The organism is Rhizobium sp. RU36D (genome assembly GCF_900176345.1).
In the GTDB taxonomy this organism is placed as follows: domain Bacteria; phylum Pseudomonadota; class Alphaproteobacteria; order Rhizobiales; family Rhizobiaceae; genus Allorhizobium.
Window position 1 is genome coordinate 117,835 of sequence record NZ_FWXU01000003.1, and the last position, 23,021, is coordinate 140,855.

General features: G+C 61.9%; 20 protein-coding genes and 1 other RNA gene. 6 read left to right on the forward strand and 15 right to left on the reverse strand.

Annotated elements, in window-relative coordinates:
- From murD to B9A97_RS05205, 13 genes are all read right to left on the reverse strand, one after another.
- The gene (gene murD, locus B9A97_RS05145; protein ID WP_084363958.1) at positions 1-1,410 is read right to left on the reverse strand and encodes a UDP-N-acetylmuramoyl-L-alanine--D-glutamate ligase; all 1,410 of its coding nucleotides are present in this window, start codon (positions 1,408-1,410) and stop codon (positions 1-3) included.
- Positions 1,411-1,417: 7 nt separating this feature from the next.
- A complete protein-coding gene (gene mraY / locus B9A97_RS05150) occupies positions 1,418-2,518 on the reverse strand; it encodes a phospho-N-acetylmuramoyl-pentapeptide-transferase (RefSeq protein WP_084363959.1) in 1,101 nt (366 codons plus the stop codon).
- Positions 2,519-2,543: 25 nt separating this feature from the next.
- A complete protein-coding gene (locus tag B9A97_RS05155) occupies positions 2,544-3,977 on the reverse strand; it encodes a UDP-N-acetylmuramoylalanyl-D-glutamyl-2,6-diaminopimelate--D-alanyl-D-alanine ligase (RefSeq protein ID WP_084363960.1) in 1,434 nt (477 codons plus the stop codon).
- Positions 3,974-5,434 (reverse strand): UDP-N-acetylmuramoyl-L-alanyl-D-glutamate--2,6-diaminopimelate ligase, encoded by a 1,461-nt coding sequence (locus tag B9A97_RS05160; protein WP_084363961.1) that lies wholly within the window; start codon positions 5,432-5,434, stop codon positions 3,974-3,976. The genes B9A97_RS05155 and B9A97_RS05160 overlap by 4 nt, the downstream gene beginning before the upstream one ends.
- Before the next feature lie 60 nt (positions 5,435-5,494).
- Positions 5,495-7,240 carry a peptidoglycan D,D-transpeptidase FtsI family protein gene (locus tag B9A97_RS05165; RefSeq protein ID WP_084363962.1) on the reverse strand — a complete coding sequence of 582 codons (1,746 nt, stop codon included), beginning with the start codon at positions 7,238-7,240 and terminating at the stop codon, positions 5,495-5,497.
- Positions 7,240-7,632 carry a cell division protein FtsL gene (locus tag B9A97_RS05170; RefSeq protein WP_084363963.1) on the reverse strand — a complete coding sequence of 131 codons (393 nt, stop codon included), beginning with the start codon at positions 7,630-7,632 and terminating at the stop codon, positions 7,240-7,242. Before B9A97_RS05170 ends, B9A97_RS05165 begins: the two co-directional genes overlap by 1 nt.
- Entirely contained in the window at positions 7,625-8,659 is a 1,035-nt protein-coding gene (rsmH, locus tag B9A97_RS05175) for a 16S rRNA (cytosine(1402)-N(4))-methyltransferase RsmH (protein WP_084363964.1), read from the reverse strand. Before rsmH ends, B9A97_RS05170 begins: the two co-directional genes overlap by 8 nt.
- 14 nt (positions 8,660-8,673) lie before the next feature.
- On the reverse strand, positions 8,674-9,114 hold the full coding sequence (mraZ, locus tag B9A97_RS05180; RefSeq protein ID WP_084363965.1) for a division/cell wall cluster transcriptional repressor MraZ: 441 nt from the start codon (positions 9,112-9,114) through the stop codon (positions 8,674-8,676).
- 407 nt (positions 9,115-9,521) lie between these two features.
- An RNA gene (gene rnpB, locus B9A97_RS05185) (RNase P RNA component class A) lies at positions 9,522-9,951 on the reverse strand.
- A 59-nt stretch (positions 9,952-10,010) separates the two neighbouring features.
- Positions 10,011-11,204 carry an FAD-dependent oxidoreductase gene (locus B9A97_RS05190; RefSeq protein ID WP_084363966.1) on the reverse strand — a complete coding sequence of 398 codons (1,194 nt, stop codon included), beginning with the start codon at positions 11,202-11,204 and terminating at the stop codon, positions 10,011-10,013.
- A gap of 155 nt (positions 11,205-11,359) precedes the next feature.
- Positions 11,360-11,884, reverse strand: a complete 525-nt coding sequence (locus B9A97_RS05195) for a lytic transglycosylase domain-containing protein (RefSeq protein ID WP_084363967.1) — start codon at positions 11,882-11,884, stop codon at positions 11,360-11,362.
- 268 nt (positions 11,885-12,152) lie between these two features.
- Positions 12,153-12,914: an N-acetylmuramoyl-L-alanine amidase gene (locus B9A97_RS05200; RefSeq protein ID WP_084363968.1), complete on the reverse strand. Its 762-nt coding sequence runs from the start codon at positions 12,912-12,914 to the stop codon at positions 12,153-12,155.
- The gene (locus B9A97_RS05205; protein ID WP_084363969.1) at positions 12,911-13,648 is read right to left on the reverse strand and encodes a J domain-containing protein; all 738 of its coding nucleotides are present in this window, start codon (positions 13,646-13,648) and stop codon (positions 12,911-12,913) included. The genes B9A97_RS05200 and B9A97_RS05205 overlap by 4 nt, the downstream gene beginning before the upstream one ends.
- A 178-nt stretch (positions 13,649-13,826) precedes the next feature.
- On the opposite strand from B9A97_RS05205, the gene B9A97_RS05210 reads away from it, so the two are divergent.
- The 4 genes from B9A97_RS05210 (at position 13,827) to B9A97_RS05225 (ending at position 17,798) form a co-directional block, all read left to right on the forward strand.
- Complete coding sequence (locus tag B9A97_RS05210; RefSeq protein WP_084364155.1) at positions 13,827-14,714, forward strand: DMT family transporter; 888 nt, start codon at positions 13,827-13,829, stop codon at positions 14,712-14,714.
- A 92-nt stretch (positions 14,715-14,806) separates the two neighbouring features.
- Entirely contained in the window at positions 14,807-16,021 is a 1,215-nt protein-coding gene (locus B9A97_RS05215; protein ID WP_084364156.1) for a pyrophosphate--fructose-6-phosphate 1-phosphotransferase, read from the forward strand.
- Positions 16,022-16,069: 48 nt separating this feature from the next.
- Entirely contained in the window at positions 16,070-16,705 is a 636-nt protein-coding gene (locus tag B9A97_RS05220) for a LysE family translocator (protein ID WP_084364157.1), read from the forward strand.
- Positions 16,706-16,826: 121 nt separating this feature from the next.
- Complete coding sequence (locus B9A97_RS05225; protein ID WP_084363970.1) at positions 16,827-17,798, forward strand: transglycosylase SLT domain-containing protein; 972 nt, start codon at positions 16,827-16,829, stop codon at positions 17,796-17,798.
- Between the two features lie 20 nt (positions 17,799-17,818).
- Here the strand turns inward: B9A97_RS05225 and B9A97_RS05230 are convergent, their stop codons facing one another.
- Together B9A97_RS05230 and B9A97_RS05235 are read right to left on the reverse strand one after the other, a co-directional pair.
- Entirely contained in the window at positions 17,819-19,189 is a 1,371-nt protein-coding gene (locus B9A97_RS05230) for a serine hydrolase domain-containing protein (protein ID WP_084363971.1), read from the reverse strand.
- Positions 19,190-19,281: 92 nt separating this feature from the next.
- Positions 19,282-20,847 carry a putative bifunctional diguanylate cyclase/phosphodiesterase gene (locus tag B9A97_RS05235; protein ID WP_179145227.1) on the reverse strand — a complete coding sequence of 522 codons (1,566 nt, stop codon included), beginning with the start codon at positions 20,845-20,847 and terminating at the stop codon, positions 19,282-19,284.
- A 141-nt stretch (positions 20,848-20,988) separates the two neighbouring features.
- On the opposite strand from B9A97_RS05235, the gene B9A97_RS05240 reads away from it, so the two are divergent.
- Positions 20,989-22,236, forward strand: a complete 1,248-nt coding sequence (locus B9A97_RS05240; protein ID WP_084364158.1) for a BtaA family protein — start codon at positions 20,989-20,991, stop codon at positions 22,234-22,236.
- Entirely contained in the window at positions 22,236-22,895 is a 660-nt protein-coding gene (locus B9A97_RS05245) for a class I SAM-dependent methyltransferase (protein ID WP_084363973.1), read from the forward strand. The genes B9A97_RS05240 and B9A97_RS05245 overlap by 1 nt, the downstream gene beginning before the upstream one ends.
- The last annotated feature ends 126 nt before the right edge of the window (positions 22,896-23,021 follow it).

The following is a 23,021-nucleotide window of genomic DNA, read 5'->3' on the forward strand; positions in this document are numbered from 1 at the left end:
TCACGTCCCTCCTTGTGGCGCTTCCACCAGCATGGTTACTCCATCGAGTGCCGCGACATGGCCGACAAAGGCCTCACCGCGCACTTCGAAGTTCTTGTACTGGTCGAAGCTTGCGCAAGCCGGGGAGAGCATCACGGCCACGTCGCGCCCATCTTCGGCCGCATCGGCAGCCGCATGGACCAGCGCCCGCTCAAGCGTGCCGGAAATCTCGAAAGGCACGGCGTCACCAAGCGTGGCCGCGAAGGCGGAGGCCGCCTCGCCGATCAGATAGGCCTTGGCAATGCGCGGGAAGAGCGGCGCAAGCGTGGTGATGCCACCCTCCTTGGGCAGGCCACCGGCGATCCAGTAGATGCGGTCATAGCTGGAAAGCGCCGGCGCGGCGGCATCGGCATTGGTCGCCTTGCTGTCGTTGACGAAGACGACATTGCGGCGCCGTCCGACCGGCTGCATGCGATGCTTGAGACCGGCAAAGGATTTGAGCCCCGCCCTCACCTCGTCAGCGGAGACGCCAACGGCCAGGCAGGCGGCAATCGCCGCAGCGGCATTCTGCGCATTGTGGCTGCCGCGCAACGTCTGGATGCCATCCAGATCGCAAAGCAAGGTGGCCGTTCCACCATGCGCCTCCATGATCCGTTGCCGCTCGGCATAGAAGCCATCGGCCAGCGGCTGGCGCTTCGAAATGCGGACTACTTTTGTGCCCGAACGCTCGATGCGGTCGGCAATGCGCTCGCAATAGCTGTCATCGACACCGACGACGGCAGTGGCGCTACCCGCCACGAGCCGTTCCTTGACATCGGCATAATGCTGCATCGTGCCGTGACGGTCGAGATGATCCGGCGTGAGGTTGAGCAGGATGCCGGCGGATGGATCGATCGTCGGCGCCAGGTCGATCTGGTAGGACGAGCATTCGACCACGAAGAACCGTCCGGGCTTCGGCGGATCGAGCGTCAGCACGGCGCGGCCGATATTGCCGCCCAGTTGCGTGTCGCGGCCCGCGGCAGAAAGGATGTGCGCGATCAAGGCCGTCGTGGTGGACTTGCCGTTTGTGCCGGTAATGGCAATGAACGGGCAGTCCGGCGCATGCGCCCGGCGCTCCCGCACGAAGAGTTCGACATCGCCGATGATCTCGACCCCGGCCGCTTTGGCCAGCCCCACCGTCCAATGCGGCTTGGGGTGGGTGAGCGGCACGCCGGGCGAGAGCACGAAGGCGGCGAAGCCGTTCCAGTCGACACTACGAAGGTCGGCGGTTCCGATGCCCTGGGCCGCAGCCTTGGCGACGCTGTCGGGATTGTCGTCGCAGGCAACCACATCGGCGCCGCCGGCAACCAGCGCCTGCGCCGTCGCAAGGCCGGAGCCGCCGAGGCCGAACAACGCCAACCTGCGACCCTTGAAGGTGGTGACCGGGATCATGGCCGCCTCACCGCAGCTTGAGCGTGGACAGGCCGAGCATGGCCAGGCCCACGGCGATGATCCAGAAGCGGATAACCACCTGGCTTTCGGTCCAGCCCAGCTTTTCGAAGTGATGGTGGATCGGCGCCATCAGGAAGACCCGCTTGCCGGTCATCTTGAAATAGCCGACCTGGATGATGACCGACAACGTCTCGGCGACGAACAGGCCACCGATGATGACCATGACGATCTCGTGCTTGGTGGCAACGGCCACCGAGCCGATCAGGCCGCCGAGCGCCAGAGATCCGGTATCGCCCATGAAGATTGCGGCGGGCGGTGCGTTGAACCAGAGGAACCCGAGACCGGCACCGATCACGGCACCGAGGATCACCGCAAGCTCGCCCGTTCCCGGCACGAAGTTGATCTGCAGGTAGTTGGCGAACATGGCATTGCCGGCCAGATAGGCGATCAGCCCGAAGGCGGCCGCAGCAATCATGACCGGCACGATGGCAAGACCGTCGAGACCGTCGGTGAGGTTGACGGCATTGCCGGCCGCCACGATCACGAAGCCGCCGAACAGCACGAAGAAGATGCCGAGATCGACAAGGAAATCCTTCACGAAGGGAAAGGCGATCGAGGAGCCGAGATGCGAGCCGGAAGCGCTGGCGTTGAGCGCGGAATTCATCATGAAATAGACAGCGATACCGGCAACGACAAACTCGATGGCCAGGCGCGCCTTGCCGGAAAAGCCCTTGTCGGTCTGCTTGGTGACCTTGAGATAGTCGTCATAGAAGCCGATTGCGCCGAAGGAGAGCGTCACCAGCAGCGTCGCCACCACATAGATGTTGGAGAGATCGGCCCACAAGAGCGACGAACCGACGATGCCGGCAAGGATCATCAGGCCGCCCATCGTGGGAGTGCCAGCCTTCTTGAAATGCGTCTGCGGACCATCGGCGCGGATTGGCTGCCCCTTGCCCTGGCGCACCCTGAGGGAGGAGATCATCCGCGGCCCGAACAGGAAGACAATCAGCGCCCCGGTGAACATCGCCGCTCCGGTACGGAAGGTGATGTACCGGAAGAGATTGAAGAATTGCAGGTTGTCCGCCAGTTCGACAAGCCAGATCAGCATTGGAGCCCTTTCGAAGAAGCCCGGATTAAATTTGGCGCCCCGTGTCGTGGAATGCCGGATACTTGTCAAGCAGGGCTGCGACGATCTTGCCGAAACCGATGCCGAGGGATGATTTGACCATGACGACATCGTCCGGACGCACCGCATCCACGACGAATTGAGCCAGATCCTCGGTGCGCTCGCGATACTCCACCTGGACGTTTTCCGGCAGAGATGCCTTCAGCGCGGCCATTTCGGCGCCGGCGAGCCAGACATGCTCGATGCCAGCTGCCAGGATCGGGCTCGACAGCTCGGCATGCACCTTCTCGGAGAATTCGCCCATTTCCAGCATGTCGCCAAGGACGGCAATCCGCCGCCCTGCCCCCTCGGGATGGGAGGACGCGAGCACCGCAAGGGCGGCCCGCATGGAGGCCGGATTGGCATTGTAGCTTTCATCGATCAGCGTGAAAGCGCCGTCGCCCAGGTCAAGCCGGTGGCGAGCGCCCCGTCCCTTGACGGGCGTCAGCCGGGTCAACACCTCGATCGCCTGATCAAGGTCGGCGCTGCACAGCCGAACGGCGGCCAGCACGGCGAGCGCGTTTTCCGCGATATGCTTGCCCGGAGCCCCAATTTCGACTTCGCGGGCGACACCCGCCAGATCGACCGACATTGCCGAGCGTTCCGGCCCGCCATGAAACTCCAGCAGCCGGAAATCAGCCTTGGAATGGTGGCCGAAGCTCATGACGTGGTCGATGCCGATGGCATGCGCCGCCTTTTGCAGGAAGTCATACTGCCCGTTGTCGCGGTTGAGGAGTGCGTAGCCACCCGGCTCCACGCCTTCGAAGATTTCCGCCTTGGCAGCCGCGATCTCCTTGAGATTGCGGAAATTGCCGAGATGAGCCGCGGCGATGGTGGTGATGATCGCGACGTGCGGCCGCACCATCCGGGTGAGCGGCGATATCTCACCGGGATGGTTCATCCCGATCTCGAACACGCCGAAATCCGTATCGGCCGGCATGCGCGCGAGCGTTAGCGGCACGCCCCAGTGGTTATTGAAGGAGGCGACCGCCGCATGCACCTTGCCGGAGGGCTCCAGCACCTTGCGCAGCATTTCCTTGGTCGTGGTCTTGCCGACCGAGCCGGTGACGCCGATGATGCGCGCGCGTGACCGATCGCGAGCCGCAATGCCCAGCCGCTGCAGGCCGACCAGCACGTCATCGACCACGATCATCGGCACGGTCAGGCGCCCAAGCGCCGGAAGCTTGGCCTCGCTCACGACCAGCAGCGAAGCGCCGTTCGCAACGGCAAGGCTCGCAAAATCATGGCCGTCGACACGGTCTCCCTTGATGGCGAAGAAGACATCGCCGGGAGAGATTGAACGGCTATCGATGGAAATGCCGGTAATGCCATCCGGAAGGCTGCCATAGGGGCGCCCCGCCATGGCTGCGATCATGTCCTTCGTGGTCCAGAGAAAGGTCAAGTCCGAAGCTCCTCCAATGCCTTGCGTATTTCGGCATGGTCCGAGAAGGGCAGCGTGACATCGCCAACGGTCTGCCCCTCCTCATGCCCCTTGCCGGCGACGATCAAAGTATCGCCCGTGCCCAGCAGACCGACGGCATGCCGGATGGCCGCGGCCCGGTCGCCGATCTCCGTCGCGCAACTGGCCGCCGCCATGATCTCGGAGCGAATGGTTTGCGGCACCTCCGAGCGCGGATTGTCGTCGGTCACGATCACCACATCGGCCAGCCGGCAGGCGATCTCGCCCATGATCGGCCGCTTGCCGCGATCCCGGTCGCCGCCGCAGCCGAAGACGACGATGACGCGGCCCGTCGTGAACGGGCGAACCGAATTCAAAACGTTTTCCAGTGCATCCGGCTTGTGCGCGTAGTCGACATAGGCGAGCGCGCCCGAGGCCGTGTTACCGACCAGTTCCAGACGCCCGGCCGCACCCTTCAGTTTTTCCAGCGCCTTCAATGCCATCTCGGCCGGAACGCCGGTCGAGATGGCAAGCCCGGCGGCAACAAGCGCATTCGCCACCTGGAAATCCCCCGCCAACGGGATATGCACCTCGAAAATCTGACCACCGACATGCACCTCGACGGTCTGCTTGTGGCGAAAATGCTCGATCCGCTTTACGGTCAGGAAATTCCCTTTGCGACCGACGGTGCGGACGTCATGGCCAGCCTCGGTTGCGACGCGGATCGCCTGATCAGACCAGGCGTCATCCGCAAAGATGATCGCCGGCGCGCCCTTGGGCAGCAGCGTGTCGAACAGCCGCATCTTGGCCGCCATATAGTCTTCAACGGTGGGATGATAATCCATGTGATCACGGCCAAGATTGGTGAAGGCCGCAGCAGCGAGCCTGACGCCATCCAGGCGGCACTGGTCCAGACCGTGGCTCGAAGCCTCCATAGCAGCGTGGGTCACGCCTTCGGCGGCAAGCTCTGCCAGCATGCGATGCAGCGCGACCGGGTCCGGCGTCGTCAGCGAGCCGTAGTCGTTGCGCGTCGGCGAAACAACGCCGGTCGTGCCTACCTGCGCCGCGGCCAGGCCGGCAGCCGCCCAGATCTGGCGGGTGAAGGAAACAACCGATGTCTTGCCGGCCGTGCCGGTCACCGCCACCATCGTCTCCGGCTGCGCGCCTGCGAGCTTGGCGGCGGCTAGCGCCAGGAAGCGCCTGGGATTGCCGACAACAAACACCGGCACAGCGGCTTCGACGACATGCGCGGACACGACGGCGGCCGCCCCCTTGGCCACGGCATCCTCGACGAACCGCGCGCCATCGGCCTTGGAGCCGGCCAAAGCGACGAAAACATCGCCCGGCACAATCTTCCGGCTGTCGGCCAAGACCCCGGATATCTCAATTGAACCGTCCGGGCCGTCAAGCCGATCGCCCAGATCGGCATCCCCGTCGAAAGCCAGGTCACGCAGTTTCATGTCCGCCACTTTTCCATTCCTGACGCGCGATTTCCAGCGAATCGCGCGACATAATCCTACTCAATAGGAAACGAGCAATCCCGACCCGTCGTCCCCGAAGCTGGGTTCTACACCAAGAATTGCGGCGGTTCTGCGGATAATATCGCCCGCCATGGGCGCTGCAGACGTGCCGGCCAGCGCAGCACCATTGCCTTTGTCCGTTTTCGGCTCGTCGATGAAGGTCAGCACCACATATTGCGGATCGCTGATCGGAAAGGCCGCGAGGAAGGCGTTAAAGTTCTTGTCGCCGACATAGCGGCCGTTCACGACCTTGTCGGCGGTTCCCGTCTTTCCGCCGACATCAAAGCCTTCGACACGCGCGTTGCGGCCGGAGCCCTTGACCCCGTTCCAAGCGAACAGGAAGCGCATGTCCTTGCTGGTGGAGGGCTGCATGACCTGCTGGGCCACGAGATCGGCCTCTTCGCGGGTTCTCGGCAGGAATGTCGGCTGGATCAGCTTGCCGCCATTGACCAGCGCGACCCCGGCGACGGCAGTCTGCAGCGGCGTGGTCGAGACGCCGTGACCGAAGGAAATGGTGATCGAGTTGATCTTCTTCCATTCCCGGGGCTGGCTCGGCATGGCCACCTCGGGCAGTTCCGTCTTCATCTTCGTCAGCAGGCCCAGCCGCGTCAGGAACTCCTTATGTCCCTCGGTGCCAACCATGTCGGCAATCTTCGCCGTACCGATGTTGGAGGAGTACTGGAAGACTTCCGGCACCGACAGGACACGGTTCTTGCCGTGAAAGTCTTTGATGGTGAAGCCGCCGATCCGGATCGGATAACGCGCATCGACGGAATCGCGCAACGTGATCTTGCCGGCATCGAGACCCATGGCGAGCGAGAAGGACTTGAAGGTCGAGCCCATCTCGAACGTGCCGTTCGACATCCGGTTCAGCCAACCTTCCTTGCTACCCTCAGCCGGATTGTTGGGATCGAAATCCGGCAAGGACGACATGCCGAGGATTTCGCCGGTATGGGCATTGATCACGACCGCACCGGCACCCAGAGCCTGGAACTTGACGACGGCATCCGCCAGCACGTCCCGGACAATATTCTGAACGCGCAGATCGATCGAAAGCTTGACCGGTTCCAGCGGTGCGTCGCTGGTCATGCCGACAGCCAAGAGGTCTGCAAGACCCTGGTTGTCGATGTATTTCTCCATGCCCGACATGCCGTGGTTGTCGATATTGACATAGCCGACGATATGCGAGGCGGTCGAACCGCCGGGATAGAAGCGCCGCTTCTCCGGCCGGAAACCTATGCCGGGAATGCCGAGCGCCAGGATCTGGCTCTGCTGCTTCGGCGTCAACTGCCGGCGCAGCCACTGGAAATGAGACTTGGAGGAGAGCTTCTTGTAGGTGCCCTTGATGTCGAGATCAGTTAGAACGGTCGCGAGCTTTTCCACCGCCTCATCCGGATCGACGACGCGATGCGGCTCGGCAAACAGCGACACGGTGCGGATATCGGTCGCCAGCACCTCGCCGTTACGATCGAGGATGTCCGGACGCGATGCCATCAGCCGGTCTGCCGGCAGGATGCTGGATGTCGTTTCCGGCTGCGCGAAACCGTATTGAACCAGACGACCGCCGATCACTGAATAGGCGACCGCGAAGCCCGCAATCATCAGGCCGACGCGTTTGCGGGCCAGGCCCGCCTTGCGCTTGCCGGTGCCTTCAAACGTCGTGCCCGAGGCAAAGCCGCCACGATTGCCGTTGGCGGAAAAGTGGGCCTGGCTCTTCAGAAGCATCAAACGGGAGAGAAATGACATCAGCGGTCCACCGATCCTGTCTCTATATCATCCGTGTCGGGCTCCCCCTCCGACGTCGGCGCGAATTGCGATATGGCTTTGGCGATGTCGTCAGGCGGCAATTGCGCACGCGGCATCGGCAATTCCGTCGAACGAGCCAGTTGCGTCGGCTGGGTCGGCTCCAGCTTCAACTCGTTGCTGTAGACGGCAATGAGCCGCTCCAGCCGGTTCGGCTGGGACAAGAGCGCCCAGTCGGCCTTCAGCAGGTCGATGGTGTCCTTCTCCAAGCGGATTTCCGCCTCGAGCCGGCGCACCTCTTCCAGCTTTTCCTCGGCATGGTGCTTGATCTGATAGGTCACCGTGGCGGCGGCCACCATGGCCCCAACCATGATGGCGTCGAAGGTTCTAAACATGGTCTCCTCCGATACGGTCGAGACTGGCTAGGTCAGGCAAATCGAAAATGGAAAAATCGGGCTTTTCGGCCGGGGCTTCGGTGCGCATCCCGACCCTCAGCTTGGCCGAGCGGGCGCGCGGATTGGCCTCGGCTTCCGCCTCAGTCGCGGCCACCATGCCCTTGCCGACGGGCAGAAAGGTCGCGGCCTTTTCGACCACCATCGGCAGATGTCGCGAACCGGAGGCCTTGCCGGAGCGCTCGGAAAAGAACTTCTTGACGATGCGATCTTCAAGGGAATGGAAGGTCACGACGACAAGCCGCCCTCCCGGCTTCAGCGCCTGCTCTGCCGCAAACAGGCTGGCAGCTAGCTGGCCGAGCTCGTCATTCACGAAGATGCGCAAAGCCTGGAAGACGCGCGTGGCGGGATGGATCTTGTCCTTTGCCTTGCGCGGATTGACCGTCTCGATCAGGTTCGCGAGATCGCGGGTGGTCGCAAATGGCTCGGTTGCCCGGCGCTTCTCAATGGCGCGCGCAATACGGCCCGCATGCTTCTCTTCGCCCAGGAAGCCGAAGATGCGGATGAGGTCGGAAACCTTCAACCGGTTGACGACATCGGCCGCAGATACGCCCGCACCCGACATGCGCATGTCGAGCGGTCCGTTGCGCTGGAATGAAAAGCCGCGTTCGGCCTCGTCGATCTGCATCGAGGACACGCCGATATCGAGCACGACGCCATCAAGGCCGTCCTCCGGCGCGAAGTCGGCAAGCCTGGAAAATTCGGTGTGATGAAGGGAAAGCCGGCCACCATAATTGGCAACCAGCGACTGCCCGCCGGCGATCGCATTGGGGTCCCGGTCCAGCGCGATCACGCTGGCACCTCGGTCGAGGATGGCAGAGCTGTAGCCGCCAGCGCCGAACGTGCCGTCCAGCACGATCTTGCCAGGCTCCACCGCCAATGCCTCGACAACCTCTGAGAGGAGGACCGGAATGTGACGAACCGGTCCGCCACCGGCATCAGTAGAACCTCCGCCAGGATTCGCCGCCATTCCGTTTCCCCGTCTCAATTGGAACGCAGGCCCCGCAGCCGGCGCTCCTCTCTTGCCGCCGCCTGCGCCTCGTGGAACGCCTGCGGCTGCCAAAGCTGAAAATGATCGGACCGCCCGACAAAGGCGACTTCCGATGTGATGCCCGTGAAGTCGCGGATGAAATCCGTGACCATCAGACGCCCTTCGGCATCGAGCTTCATGAAGACCCCGCCACCGTGAACCAGCAGCGACATCTCGTTCGCCAGGGGCGAAAACGGATCCTCCTGCCCGATCTGGCGCTCGTAGCGCTCCAGAAGATCGGGGCCACCCACCGTAATGGCCGGAAACACGAAATCCTGGATGCAATAGAGCTCCTGGATATCGCGCTGCGCCAAGACCGCACGGAAGGGCGCTGGGACGGAGACCCGGCCCTTGGAATCGATCCTGTTCGTTGCGTTGGACAGGAAGCGGTTCATGACGCCTTACCGCCGCTCCTCCTGGAAAGGGATGCGTGAGGCACCCCCGGAAACCCGAATACACGTGCATTGCGGCCGACATTGCCGGGCGATCAGCAACAGGGGCTGAACACCGTCCAATCTCGAAATTTGGAGCCTTCATCGGCTCTCCGACAATACGCATTTGGGATACCATGGGACAGCATGGGCGTCAATGGGACGGGACCCCCTCGGGAGGTCGCCGACCCTCAATCCTTTCTAACCGGTTAAGCTTAACGAAACGTTAGGATGCCATTGAAAAGACAGCCGGAAACGGGCCTGTTGCGCTCCCCGCCAGGGCACAACCGGAATGATTTTTCTTAAGTTTTTCAATGGATTGAAAAAATATGGCGGAATCGCTTCCTGATCCGCTTCAAGCTTTGGGTGAAAACGCCAGTCGGCCTGTAAGCCGGGTTCTGTATGGCCCCGGTTTCCCGGAACGTGGCAGCCATTCCTCTGGGACAGCGCTTGCGCACTGCCTCTCGCAACCCACCCGGATGACTGGCCCGGAAACAGGCTGTAGCCCCGCTTGCGCGCGGCCCGCATCATCCCTATTCGGTCTTGCTCCCGGTGGGGTTTACCATGCCGGTCCTGTTGCCAGGTCCGCGGTGGGCTCTTACCCCACCCTTTCACCCTTACCCCGCCGCCTCTCCCGCTCTCGGTGAGCAGGACAGAAGGCGGGGCGGTCTTCTCTCTGTGGCACTTTCCCTGAGGTCGCCCTCGCCGGACGTTATCCGGCACCGTGTTTCCGTGGAGCCCGGACTTTCCTCACCCCATCGCCTTTCGGCATTGATGAAGCGCGGCTGCCCGGCCGACTGGCAGGGGCTCAATAGCCGAGACGGCGGGTGAAAGCCATCAAAATATCGGAGGACCCGAACTCAGTGGAATATCGGTTGGAAATCAACGCCATAGTCCGGATCGTTGATTCGCCCTGCCAGAAGCACTTCCGCGCCCAGGCGCCCGATTTCATCGGAACTCTTGGCCGCCGCGCCGCAGCCACCCGTGACGGTCGCGATACGGCTGCTGCCGGGCGCAAAACCGATGGCCGGATAGCCCGTCGGCGTGAAGCTCGTCACGCAGGCCGACATGCTCGGCTCGGTGTTTGCAAGGCTCGGGATCAGTTGATCGATGATCCGCTTCAAATGCTTGCGCGTGCTTTCGCGGCCACCGCTTCGAAACCAGGCCCGGATGTCAGGCTCGTTGGTCAATTGCAGATCATCGGGATCGCCGCCGATCTTCAGATAGGTCTTGCCGTCGGGGTAACGCACCGGCGGCAGCAGATAGATGTGGTCGGTGGGATTATCAGGCTGATGGATGAGCGACGGCATGCCGGCGTAACGGCCGAGCTCATGCTCTGGAATTTCGAAGAAAGCCACGGTGCGGGCAAAGACCTTGAGATCGATCTGACGCGGCATAAGGCCTTCGGCAATCGAAAAGCCACCGGCGGCAACCAGCACCTTGTCGGCCTCGTAGCGCCCGCCGACATCGGTCTCCACCACAACGCCACTCCCCTCTTCCCGTACGGAAACGACCGTCTCCGCAATCAGCGTCGCACCGGCCTTCTTCGCCAGGATCGACTGTGCCTCGACCAGCCGACGCGGGTTGACATAGCCGGCATCGCGGGCCTGAAACACGCCTTCGCAGCCGTGTCCGAAATCGAAATAGTCAAACCGGTTCGACAACTGTCCCGCGTCTAACAATTCGGTCTTGACGGACAGTCGCCCAGCGGCCTCCAGGATGTTGCCGACATAGGGATCGGAACCGCCCTGCCGCGGACCGACCATCAGGCACCCGGCCTCATGGTAAAACTTGACGCCACTCTCCCGCTCGATCTCGTCATAGCGGGCGATCGCGCGGTTCGCGAGAAGCGCCCAGACCGGATTGGGATCGATCGTCCGGGTGATGCGCGCCTCGTCGTAATGGCTGGCAAACACCCCGCCATGACGCGGGATATCGGCGGGTTCGTCGGGACCGATGAGCGCAACGCCGTCGCTGCCTTGGGCAAGGTAGCGTGCGGCCGCTGCCCCCATCATGCCCCGTCCGATAACGATATATTTGAAACGACCCGCCATGCGCCACGGCTCCAGAAAATTGACAAATTTCGATTCTGAAACCGGAGCTTATACGGAGAGTTGGAATCAAAACCAGAGCCAAGCCGTCGCAGGCTTCATACGCAACATCAAAAGGCGACCCAGCAGACCGGATCGCCTTTCAAGTGACACGGGCGTCAGTTGATCAGCGCCAGCACCTTGCCGCAATAGCGCTTGGAGATCGGGTTCATGCGCTTGGCGCCATGACCCGCATTGTATTTCAGGATCGTGCTGCAGGTCTCGCCACCGCCGAGCTGGTGCGCGGCCGCCAGGTACTTCATGCCGAAGCGGATATTGGTTTCAGGATCATACAGGCCCTTGGTGGAGCCGCCGTAGCCCATGGCGCGCGCCGTGGCCGGCTTGATCTGCATGAGCCCAACTTCGCCTGCCGCGCCCCGCGCCTTCGGATTGAAATTGCTTTCGATCCGCACCACCGCATGGGCAAGCGATACCGGCACACCATATGCCCGCGCATATTTGGAGATCAGTTTTCCATAGGGAGCCTTGGGAACCTCGGCATCCGAGGCTTTCTCCGTGCCGCTTTTCAAGGAGGCAAACAGGGGCTTGATCGTGATTGTCTCGCGCTCATTGGCCATCGCAGGGACGCAAAAAGACACAACGGCGGCAATGCATGCCGCAGCAGCAACAGATAGTCTCATCATGTGGAAATTCAGTCTCCGAACCTAAAGTCCTGGCAACCCGCGCATATTAGCGACATGGGCGTTTGCGGCAGTCGCCATCGACGAACCGCAGCCAGGCCTTATCGTTGATATCGACGGTCGCAGGACAGGAGATTTTCTCAACGCCTTCCAGACCGCCATTCAGCAGGGAGGTTAAAGCGGCCCAATATGGATTTCCTGTGGCGGTGCAGCATTTTCACATCCGGCAGCGTATCCGGCCAGCGAATCGGCTGCCGGAAACGAATGTGGATCAGCTGAATTTCGGCAGGGACGAAAGCAGCCGGTGCAGCGTGCCGATCGTCGACATATCGGCAATTCCGTCAACCCTTTCGGTCCGGAAATGCCGCTGGAAGGCGGCCACCACGCCTTCCGTCCGGTCGTCGTATTCGCCAGTCACTTCAATGCCGTAGCCATAGAGCGACAACATAGACTGCAAGGCCTCGACCGGCTGCCCCACATCGCCCCGCTGGAAGAAGCGACCACCCTGCACCGGCAGCGGCTCGACCAGATGACCCACACCCGCCGCATGCAGCTTGGCCCAGGGAAACTTTTCACCCGGATCGACCTTGCGAACCGGCGCGACATCCGAATGCGCCAGCACCCTTTCAGGGGCAATACCGAGCCGCCTGCCGCAGTCGAGACACAATTCGATGACCGCCTGGATCTGGATATCGGGAAAATCCGGAAGCCCCGCGGGATGGCCGCCATTGGCAATCTCGATGCCGATCGAGCGGGAATTGATGTCCGTCTCCCCGGCCCAGACGCTCTTGCCCGCATGCCAGGCCCGGCGCTCCTCCGGAACCATCTGCACCACGCGCCCGTCTTCATGGACGAAGTAGTGGCACGAGACCTGGCTTTCGGGATTGCAAAGCCATGCCAGCGCGCCAAGCTCGGTCGCCATTCCGGTATAATGCAACAGGATGATATCGGGCGCGCAGCCATCCGCACGCGCGCCGTGATTGGGAGACGGCAAGACGCTCGCTCCGCTGTAATCGGCCTTGAACAGGCTCATGCTGCGCGGCGTTCTTTCTCGATCGCCGTGTAGGCGGCGTTCAGGGCCGCCATGCGATGATGCGCCACCGCATGAAACTCGGCAGGCACTCCCCGGGCATGCAGGCGATCAGGGTGATGTTCGGCAGCGAGCGCGCGGTACCGCTTGCGGATCGTTGCAAAGTCATCGGCCGGCGAGACGCCAAGAATGCCATAGGGATCGCCATCGGGGCGCAGATGCCGGTTGGCGATGCGTTCGAATCGCTCCTCGTCGATGCCGAAGATCTCGGCGATGCGCGCCAGGAAATCGAGCTCCTTGGTGTGCAGCATGCCATCGGCCTTGGCGATGTGGAACAGACCGTCGATCACGTCCTGCAGAACGGGGCAGTCTCGCTCGCCGGACGAGCACATGCGCGCGATCTTTTCCGCATAGGCCTCATAACCCGCCACGTCCTGCCGGGCGAGATTGTAGAGGCGCGCGACATTCTTGGCTTCCTCAGGCGGAAAATCGAAGATCGTGCGGAAGGCATCGACCTCGGCATTGGTCACCACACCGTCAGCCTTGGCCATCTTGGCGGACAGCGCGATGATCGCGACGGAGAAGGACACCTTGCGGCGCGTTTCCGGATCGCCTTCGAACACCGTGCGCACGGCCTCGACCAGGCCGGACAGCACGCTGCCTGCCGTGTCGCTGACTGCGCCAAGCAACCTGTCCCAGAGCGATGCTAATTGTTCACAGGCAAAATCGAATATCATGGTGCGAGCTTGGACATATAATCGTTGAAATGCAAGAAGCGACGATGCCGCAACTGGATTAAACTTCGTCCATAATTGCACGGGCAGCGATTGCGGTTAAGAGACCGTTGCAACAGTTAATTTGATTGGATGATCAGGGGTATTCATGCCAGAGGCGGCAGAAGAACCAGGATTGATCATGACCGCCTCCGACAGAACGCCTCGCCAGTCCCTCATCCTCGGCTATAGCCTCGGCCTGATCGGCGTCACCATCTTCGGCCTGACCCTGCCGATGACCCGCCTTGCGCTGACAGGCTTTTCGCCGCTGTTCATCACCTTCGGCCGCGCTGTCATGGCAGCCTGCATTGCCGGAACCGTGCTTATTCTTCTCGGCAAGCGCTGGCCCAAAGGCAGCTTCCTCACCATGCTCGGCGCGGGCTTCTGCCTCGTACTCGGCTTTCCGATTTTCACGTCAATCGCCATGCAGACCCTGCCTGCCAGCCATGGCGGCATCGTCCTGGCCATCCTGCCGCTGGTGACATCCTTCTTCTCCGTCGTCATGACCGGAGAGCGACCGAGCCCGTTGTTCTGGCTCTGTGGCGTGGCCGGAGCGGCAATCGTCATCGGCTTCTCGCTCAGGCAAAGCGCCTTTCATCTTGCTGTCGGCGACCTGTGGCTGCTGGCCGCCGCGATCGTGACGGGATTGGGCTATGTCATCTCGGCCCGGCTGGCCAAGCAGCTCTCCGGATGGGAAGTCATGGCCTGGATCCTCGTTGTCATGCTGCCGATCACGCTGGTCGGCACGGTTCTCACCGCGTCCTCGGGCATTCATTCTCCCGGCTACGACGCCATCGGCGCGCTTGCCTATCAAGGCTCGTTTTCCATGTTCATCGGATTCGTGTTCTGGAATGCAGGCCTGTCGATCGGCGGAATTTCGCGCGTCGCGCAGGTGCAACTGTTCCAGACCTTCGTCACCCTTGCCTTCTCGGCACTACTTCTGGGCGAGCACATCGGCATTGAAACGATTATATTCGCGCTGGCCGTCGCATTGACTGTGTGGATGGGGCGAAAGGCCCGAATTTCTTGATTTATTCACTTTACAGAGCCGCCGTTCCTGTCGCATCCATGCGTCCGGATTGCTTTCGAACATCGCGCTAGACCGGCGTTGAAGGAGGAATGATGGCCAAACAGAAAGTTGCAATGTTGACCGCCGGAGGGCTTGCACCCTGCCTTTCGTCGGCTGTCGGCGGATTGATCGAGCGTTACACCGACATTGCTCCCGAGGTGGAACTCATCGCCTACAAATCAGGCTATCGCGGCCTGCTGATGGACTACAAGATCGAAATCACCAAGGAGATGCGCGAGAAAGCCCATGTGCTGCATCGCTATGGCGGCTCCCCGATCGGCAACAGCCGCGTCAAGCTGACCAATGTCGCCGACTGCCTGAAGCGCGGCCTGATCCAGGAAGGTCAGAACCCGCTGCAGGTGGCAGCCGAACGGCTGGCTGCAGACGGCGTCACCATTCTCCACACCATCGGCGGCGACGACACCAACACCACGGCGGCCGACCTCGCGGCCTATCTCGGTGCCAATGGCTATGAACTGACGGTCGTCGGCCTGCCCAAGACGGTCGACAACGATGTCGTTCCGATCCGCCAGTCGCTTGGCGCCTGGACGGCGGCCGAGGTTGGCGCGCGCTTCTTCGATCACGTCTCGAACGAGCAGAGCGCCTCGCCGCGCACGCTCGTCATCCATGAAGTCATGGGCCGGCACTGCGGCTGGCTGACGGCGGCTACGGCACGCACCTATATGCAGCGCACGAAGCACAACGAATATATCGAAGGCTTCATGATGAATGCGCAGCTGAAGAACATCGACGGCCTCTATATTCCAGAAGCGCATTTCGACCTGGATGCCGAAGCGGACCGCCTGAAGAAGATCATGGATGACACGGGCTTCGTGACGCTGTTCGTTTCGGAAGGCGCCTGCCTCGAGGAAATCGTCGCAGACCGCGAAGCCGCGGGCGAGGACATCAAGCGCGACGCCTTTGGCCATGTGAAGATCGACACGATCAATGTCGGAAGCTGGTTCCAGAAACATTTCGCCAAGCTGCTCGACGCGGACCGCTCGATGGTGCAAAAATCGGGTTATTATGCGCGGTCGGCCCCAGCGAATCACGAAGACCTACGACTGATCCAGAGCATGGTTGACCTGGCGGTCGAGAGTGGCCTGAACAAGGTCTCGGGTGTAACCGGCCATGATGAGGACCAGAACGGCCGTCTGCGGACCATCGAGTTCCCGCGGATCAAGGGCGGAAAGGCCTTCGACGTGACGACGCCGTGGTTCCTGGAGGTCATGGACCGCATCGGCCAAAAATTCGACGCGAACAATTGACGAGCACCCGTTTTGGTGGCTTTGCTGGCTTCAGGAGGAGTGATCATCATGTCTATCGAACATTGGTTGGCTTTCGCCGCCGCTTCGGCGGTGATGCTTGCTATTCCTGGCCCGACGATCTTGCTGGTCATTTCCTATGCGCTCGGCCATGGCCGCAAGACGGCGTTTGCAACCGTGTCGGGGGTTGCGCTCGGCGACCTCACCGCCATGACGGCATCCATCCTTGGACTGGGCGCCCTGCTCGCCACGTCGGCGACCGCCTTCACGGTGCTGAAGTGGATCGGCGGCGCCTATCTCATCTATCTCGGCATCCGCCTGTGGCGGGCGCCGGTGGGCGACGGGCCGCTGGCGGACAATGACAACCTGCCGGAAAAGAAGTCTCTGCGGATCTTTGGCCATGCCTTTGCGGTGACGGCGCTCAATCCCAAGAGCATCGTTTTCTTCATGGCCTTCATGCCACAATTCGTCGATCACTCGGCCCCATTCTGGCCGCAGATGGTGATTTTCGAAGCGACATTCCTGGTTCTGGCAATCCTGAATGCGCTGACTTACGCCTTGGTCGCGGACAAGGCACGCGGCTTCATCCGCCGCCGTTCGGTGCAGAAAGCCGTCAATCGGACCGGTGGAACCCTGCTGATCGCGGCTGGAGCGGTTACCGCGGGCTATCGCCGCATTGCAGCATAAGCATGCGTTAACGCATAAGCTTCTGTTAACACTTGCCGCAATTTTGCCCTTCCATTATGACAAGCGAATAGGACAACGCGCATCGCTTGAGGCGGGCGTCACCTCATTGCATGGGTTTCCGATGACCGCTTGTACGAATCGCCTTCTTGGCCTTGGACTGACCGCAACGCTGCTGACCGGCCTTGCCGGATGTGTCGGCATCGAGGAAGCCACCAAGATCGACCCCAAGACTTTGCCTCCGGCGAGCAAGTCCGCAAATCCCCAGGCCGTTGCCGCCGTGCAGCCGCCGCCGGGCATGCCGGTCACGCCGACCGGACCGGTCACGATCGAGGGCACCACGGTCTCCAATATACCCGTGCCGATTCCGAAGGGCGGACCGACCATCGAGAATGCCCAGGCCATGAACCCGGCCGCGCCCACCCTGGCCAATGCGCAGGCGATCAAGCCCGGCGGACCGACCATCGCCAACGCCATGGCGGCCAATACAGCAAGCCCCGCCACCCAGGCTGTCAACGCGCAGGCCATGGCGCAGAACACCGCCCTGCCGCCCGAGGTTGAAGCCGAATCGGCCGTGGCGACGACCGAACTGATCGCCGCCCAGAAGGTCATTCCGCTGCCGAAGCCGAAAATGGAACTGGCCTATGCCGCAAACCCGGCTGCGGCGCGTTTCTCGGCCATCGACAACCAGTTTGACACCTCGCCTCCCGGCGCGCCGCCGGCCCTCCAGCCCAAGGCGGCAACATCAGGCCCCGGTCCGATCAACGATCTGATCAAGAAATACGCGGCCATGTACGAATTGCCGGAAGCGCTGGTGCACAGGGTGGTCCACCGCGAAAGCCGGTACAATCCCGCCGCCTTCAACCGTGGTCACTACGGGCTGATGCAGATCAAGTACAATACGGCGAAGTCCATGGGCTTCAGCGGCACCGCAGCCGGCCTGTTTGATGCGGAAAACAATCTGAAATACGCCATCAAGTATCTGCGCGGCGCCTATCTCGTGGCGGACCGCAATCCTGATGGCGCCGTGAAGCTCTATGCACGCGGCTATTATTATGACGCCAAGCGCAAGGGTATGCTGCACGTACTCGAGTAACAGGGCCACCGTCCGGCACCTTACCGAACAGACTCCAACACCCCGTTCAGCAAGGTTTGCGGCCGGTAGCCGCGGCGCGAAGGAGTTAGCCCCAGCCGGACGACAACAAGCCTCTCAGACGGAACGATCGCGATCGTCTGACCGTCATGTCCCTGCAGCCAGGTCGTATCCTCCGGCAGCCCAAAACTTGCATCACTGCCTCCGCCCGGCCCGTTGGCCCAGGCCTGAACCTTGGTGTAATTGCCGCCCGATAGCGGCGTCGGTTCGCGCAGCGCCGCAACATAGCCTTCCGGCAGCAGCCGTTCGCCGTTCCACATACCATCCTGCAGCAGAAACAGGCCGAAGCGCGCCCAGTCCCGGGCCGAGGCGTAGAGATAGGAACTGCCGACGAAGGTGCCGGCAGCATCCGCTTCCATGACGGCGCTGGTCATGCCAAGGGGCCGAAACAGCGCCTCCCGCGGATAGGCCAAGGCTTCAGCGGAACTGGCAAACCTGTTCATCCAGATCTTCGACAGGAGAACCGCCGTTCCGGATGAATAGCTGAACTTAGTGCCCGGCGACGCTTCCAGCGTACCTGACGCAGCAAACCTCGCCATGTCGGGCTCCAGATAGAGCATCCGGGTGACATCCGCCACGTCGCCGTAATTCTCGTTGAAGGCAAGGCCGCTTTCCATGGCCAGAAGCTGCGACAGGGTGATCTTGCCGCGATCATCGCCCTTCCATTCGTCAAACAGTTCGGAATCGGTAAGGTCGAGGCGCTCCTCCGCAATCAGGCGTCCGATCAGCGCCGCATTCACGGTTTTTGTGATCGACCAGCCAAGCAGGGGCGTGGTTGGGCCAAATCCAGGGCCATAGACTTCGCCTATAATGCGGCCATCCCGGACGACCACCACGGCGCGCATGCCGGGTCCGGTCAGGGCGCGGTTGCTCAGAACGGCGCCGAGGCGGGGCGTAACCCGCTCTAGCATGTCTCCCTGCGGCCAGAAGCCACCAGCCTGGCCCGCGATTGGAGGCTGTTGCGGAAGCGAGACGGCACGTGCCGCTTCGACATCACCGTCGGGCACGTTGGCGCATCCTAGGCCTTCACGATAGATGGCGGTCGAGGGCGTAAAGGCACTCATGAACCGCGCCGTCACCCAGCGCTCTTCCTCGTTCACTTCGACATCAATGAGCCGCAACAAGGGATTGCCCGGTGCCTGCACATCTTGTGACAGCACGTCAGCAGCAGGACGACCGGCAATGAAGACATTGGAACAGACGATCTTGGCTGCGTAGCCGGTTCCGACCCTCAACAACTCCGGCTGCACAAGGGTGAGATAGATGATCAGACCCGTCAGAGCCATCACCAGCAGGAGGACAGTGCCTCGACCGATCATCACAAGCCAGCGCATATCCGCCTCCCAGTTGGCTCGACGCCATGCAATCAGCAATCACGACGGGGCGGAAGTCCGAATCACCCCCGACCGGATATTTGCACGGTTTCTTATGATGCTACTGCGAAGAGGTTACGATCTGGCGTCAGCAGGTCAGGAACCATGTCCGCGGCGACGGGCCGAGATATCAGGAAGCCCTGCGCCTCCTCGATCCCGAGCGCCCGGACGAAATCCAACTGCGGCCTAGTCTCGATACCTTCGATGGTCGTATCGATCTGGAAAGTCTCCGACAGAAGCCGGATCAAGTCGACAAGGCGCGCGTCCCGCGTGGTTTCCAGCATTTCCCGCGCAAAGGAGCGGTCGATCTTTAACTGGTCGAGCGGGAACACCTTGAGATTGTTGATGGAGGAAAATCCCGTCCCGAAGTCATCCAGCGCCACCCGCACGCCCGCGGCGCGAAGCTGCGCCAGGCTCTCCCGCACCAGCTGGATATCGACGGAGAACACCGCCTCGGTCACCTCGATGGTCAGCCGCCCAGGCGCCAGCCCGCTGTCGTCAAGGCAGCCCAGGATATAGGCAACGAAGCCGCGATCCTTGAATTGGTCGCCGGAAACATTCACGCCGACACCGACCGGCGCAGGCCACTTCACGGCCTCGCTGCAGGCCTTCTGCACGACCCATTTGCCTATGGCCAGGATCATGCCACTGCGCTCAGCCAGCGGCACGAAAACCTCGGGCGAGATGACGCCGAGGCTCGGATGCCGCCAGCGCAGCAAGGCTTCCAAGGAGCGGACCTTGCCGCTCTTGATGCCGATGATCGGCTGGTATTCGAGGAAGAATTCGCCTTCGCTCAAGGCCCGGCCGAGATCCCGCTCGATCTCGAACATCCTGAGATCCTCGGCCGCCATGAGAGGTTCGTAGAAGGTATGGGCGGAGCCAAAATCCGCCTTTGCGCGGTAGAGCGCCAGATCGGCCCGCTTCAGCACCTGTCCGATAGAGTCATCCTCTTCCTCAACGAAGGTGACGCCGATGCTGAGCCCCGTCGCAACCCGCCCCTGGGCAAGCTCGAACGGCGTGCTCGCCTCCCGTGCCAGGTCAAGGCAATAGGGTTCGACAGCCTGGGGAGTGGCGCAGCCATCCAGCAGGATGACAAATTCGTCGCCGCCCAGCCGGTAGATCTCGCCACGGCCGCCCAGGACCTGCTTCAGCCGCTGGGTCAGTGCGATCAGCAGCGAATCGCCCGTATCATGGCCCATCGTGTCGTTGACGAACTTGAACCGGTCGAGGTCGATGGCAAGCACGGCCGTAGAGGTCTTGTTGACCTTGGCCATCCGCGCTTGCAGTGCCTGTTCCATCGCCAGCCGATTGCCGATGCCGGTCAGGGGATCGCGGGAAGCGACTTCCTGCAATTCCCGACGGCGATGCTCCAACTCATGGATGCGTTGGCGCAGTTGCAGTGTCCGCCATCCGATCTGATAGGCCAGATAGCCCGTCGCCGCGGGCAGCGCCGCGGTCGCAAACAGCAGGGGATCGGATGTGAATTGATGGAAGCCGGACCAGGGATCGCCGGGTGAGGCGAGCAGATAGAGCGTAGTCAGCGGTGCCACAGCACCTAACGCCGAGCCGGCGAAGACATATCGCCACAAAGAGCCCGGCGAAAACGTCCTTAACATCATGTTAATCGTCCTCGTCACTTTCGAGCAGTATTGACCAGCACGAGTTAAGCCTTCGTTATTCACTTTCGGATTTGGCCACGTCATGAAGCTGTAGCATTAGAGTTTTACACGCCACCAACTGCAAACAGGATGGCGGAATCGATGACCGACGTTGCACGGGATACTGGCTTTCACAAGAACAGGAAGCTCAAGGACGCTCTTCTCCAGCACAAGCCATTGTCGCGCGACGGCCTGTCGGAACGGCTGTTCGGCATGCTGTTTTCCGGTCTGGTCTATGCCCAAATCTGGGAAGATCCCGAGGTCGACATGGAGGCCATGGAACTGAAGCCGGGGCACTCGATCGTCACGATCGGCTCCGGTGGCTGCAACATGCTGACCTATCTCTCCCGCGATCCCAAGAGCATCGACGTCGTCGACCTCAATCCGCATCATGTAGCCCTGAACCGGCTGAAGCTTGCGGCCTTCCGCAGCCTGCCCGACCACGCCGCTGTCGTGCGCCAGTTCGGCATGGAGAACATCAAGGGCAACAGCCGCAACTACGATCGCTTCATTTCGCCCGCCCTGGACACCTCGACGCAGGCCTATTGGAGCAAGCGGACGCTGTCGGGCCGTCGCCGCATCGCGGTCTTCAACCGCAACATCTACCGCACGGGCCTGCTTGGCCGCTTCATCACTGCAGGGCATCTGCTTGCGCGCCTGCACGGCGTGAAGCTCACCGAAATCACCCAGACCCGCTCGCTGCGCGAACAGCGCCAGTTCTTTGATGAGCGCATCGCGCCGCTGTTCGAAAAGCCGCTGATCCGCTGGATGACCAGCCGCAAGAGCTCGCTCTTCGGCCTGGGTATCCCGCCGCAGCAGTATGACGAACTGGCCAGCCTCTCCGAAGGTGGCACGATTGCGCCTGTCCTGCGCCACCGGCTCGAAAAGCTCGCCTGCCACTTCCCGATCCGCGAAAACTATTTTGCCTGGCAGGCCTTTGCCCGCCGCTATCCCAAGCCCCATGAAGGCGCCCTGCCCGCCTATCTCAAGGCGGAATACTATCCGGCGATCCGCCGCAATGCCGAGCGCGTGACCGTCCATCACGCCAACTTCACCGAGCTTCTGTCCGGCAAGCCGGCCGCCAGCGTCGACCGCTATGTGCTGCTCGATGCGCAGGACTGGATGAACGACAGCCAGTTGAACGCGTTGTGGGCGGAGATCACCCGCACTGCGGCGCCCGGCGCGCGCGTGATCTTCCGCACGGCCGCGGAAAAGAGCGTGCTCGACGGTCGCCTGTCGCCGGCGCTGCTCGACCAGTGGACCTATCACGCCGCGCGCTCGGCGGATCTCAACAAGCAGGACCGGTCCGCCATCTATGGAGGCTTCCACATCTACGAAAAGAGGGCGTGATGAGCTTCGCCGACTTCAAGCCCGCCGCCAGCGAACACGCCGAGCAGATGGACAATATGTACCGCTACCAGCGACACATCTATGACCTCACGCGGAAATACTACCTGCTCGGCCGCGACACCACGATTGCATCCCTTGATGTGCCGCGGGGCGGCAGCCTGCTGGAAGTCGGCTGCGGCACGGGGCGCAACCTCCTGCTGATCCACAAGCTCTATCCCCACGCCAAGCTTTATGGCCTCGACATATCGGCGGAGATGCTCACCTCCGCCAAGGCGAATTTCCGCGGAACCACGCTCCAGCCGGTGCTGCGCGTGGCCGATGCCACGGCATTCGAAGCCTCGGAGTTCGGCACCGACGGCTTCGACCGAGTGATGATCTCCTATGCCCTGTCCATGATTCCCGACTGGGAAAAGGCGGTGGAGCGGGCCTTGGCCGCGCTGAAACCCGGCGGCTCCCTGCATATCATCGATTTCGGCCAGCAGGAAAACCTCCCCGCCTGGTTTGGCCGCATGCTGAAGGGCTGGCTCGCCCGCTTCCATGTGACACCACGTCCTGATCTGCGGGAGGTCCTGGAAGCCAAGGCCGCCGCCATCAATGCCCGGCTCGAATTCAAGACGATCGGCCGCGGCTATGCCTGGCAGGGCACGATCCGCACCTGAAACCGCTTTTTCAGTTGATCCTAACGCATTATTTACCATGATGCGGGATGAGGGAGGATAAGCCTCTCTTGTTCCCGCGTCGGTGCGCACCGCATCAGGGGCAACTCTGTGGAAGTCAGCGGGATT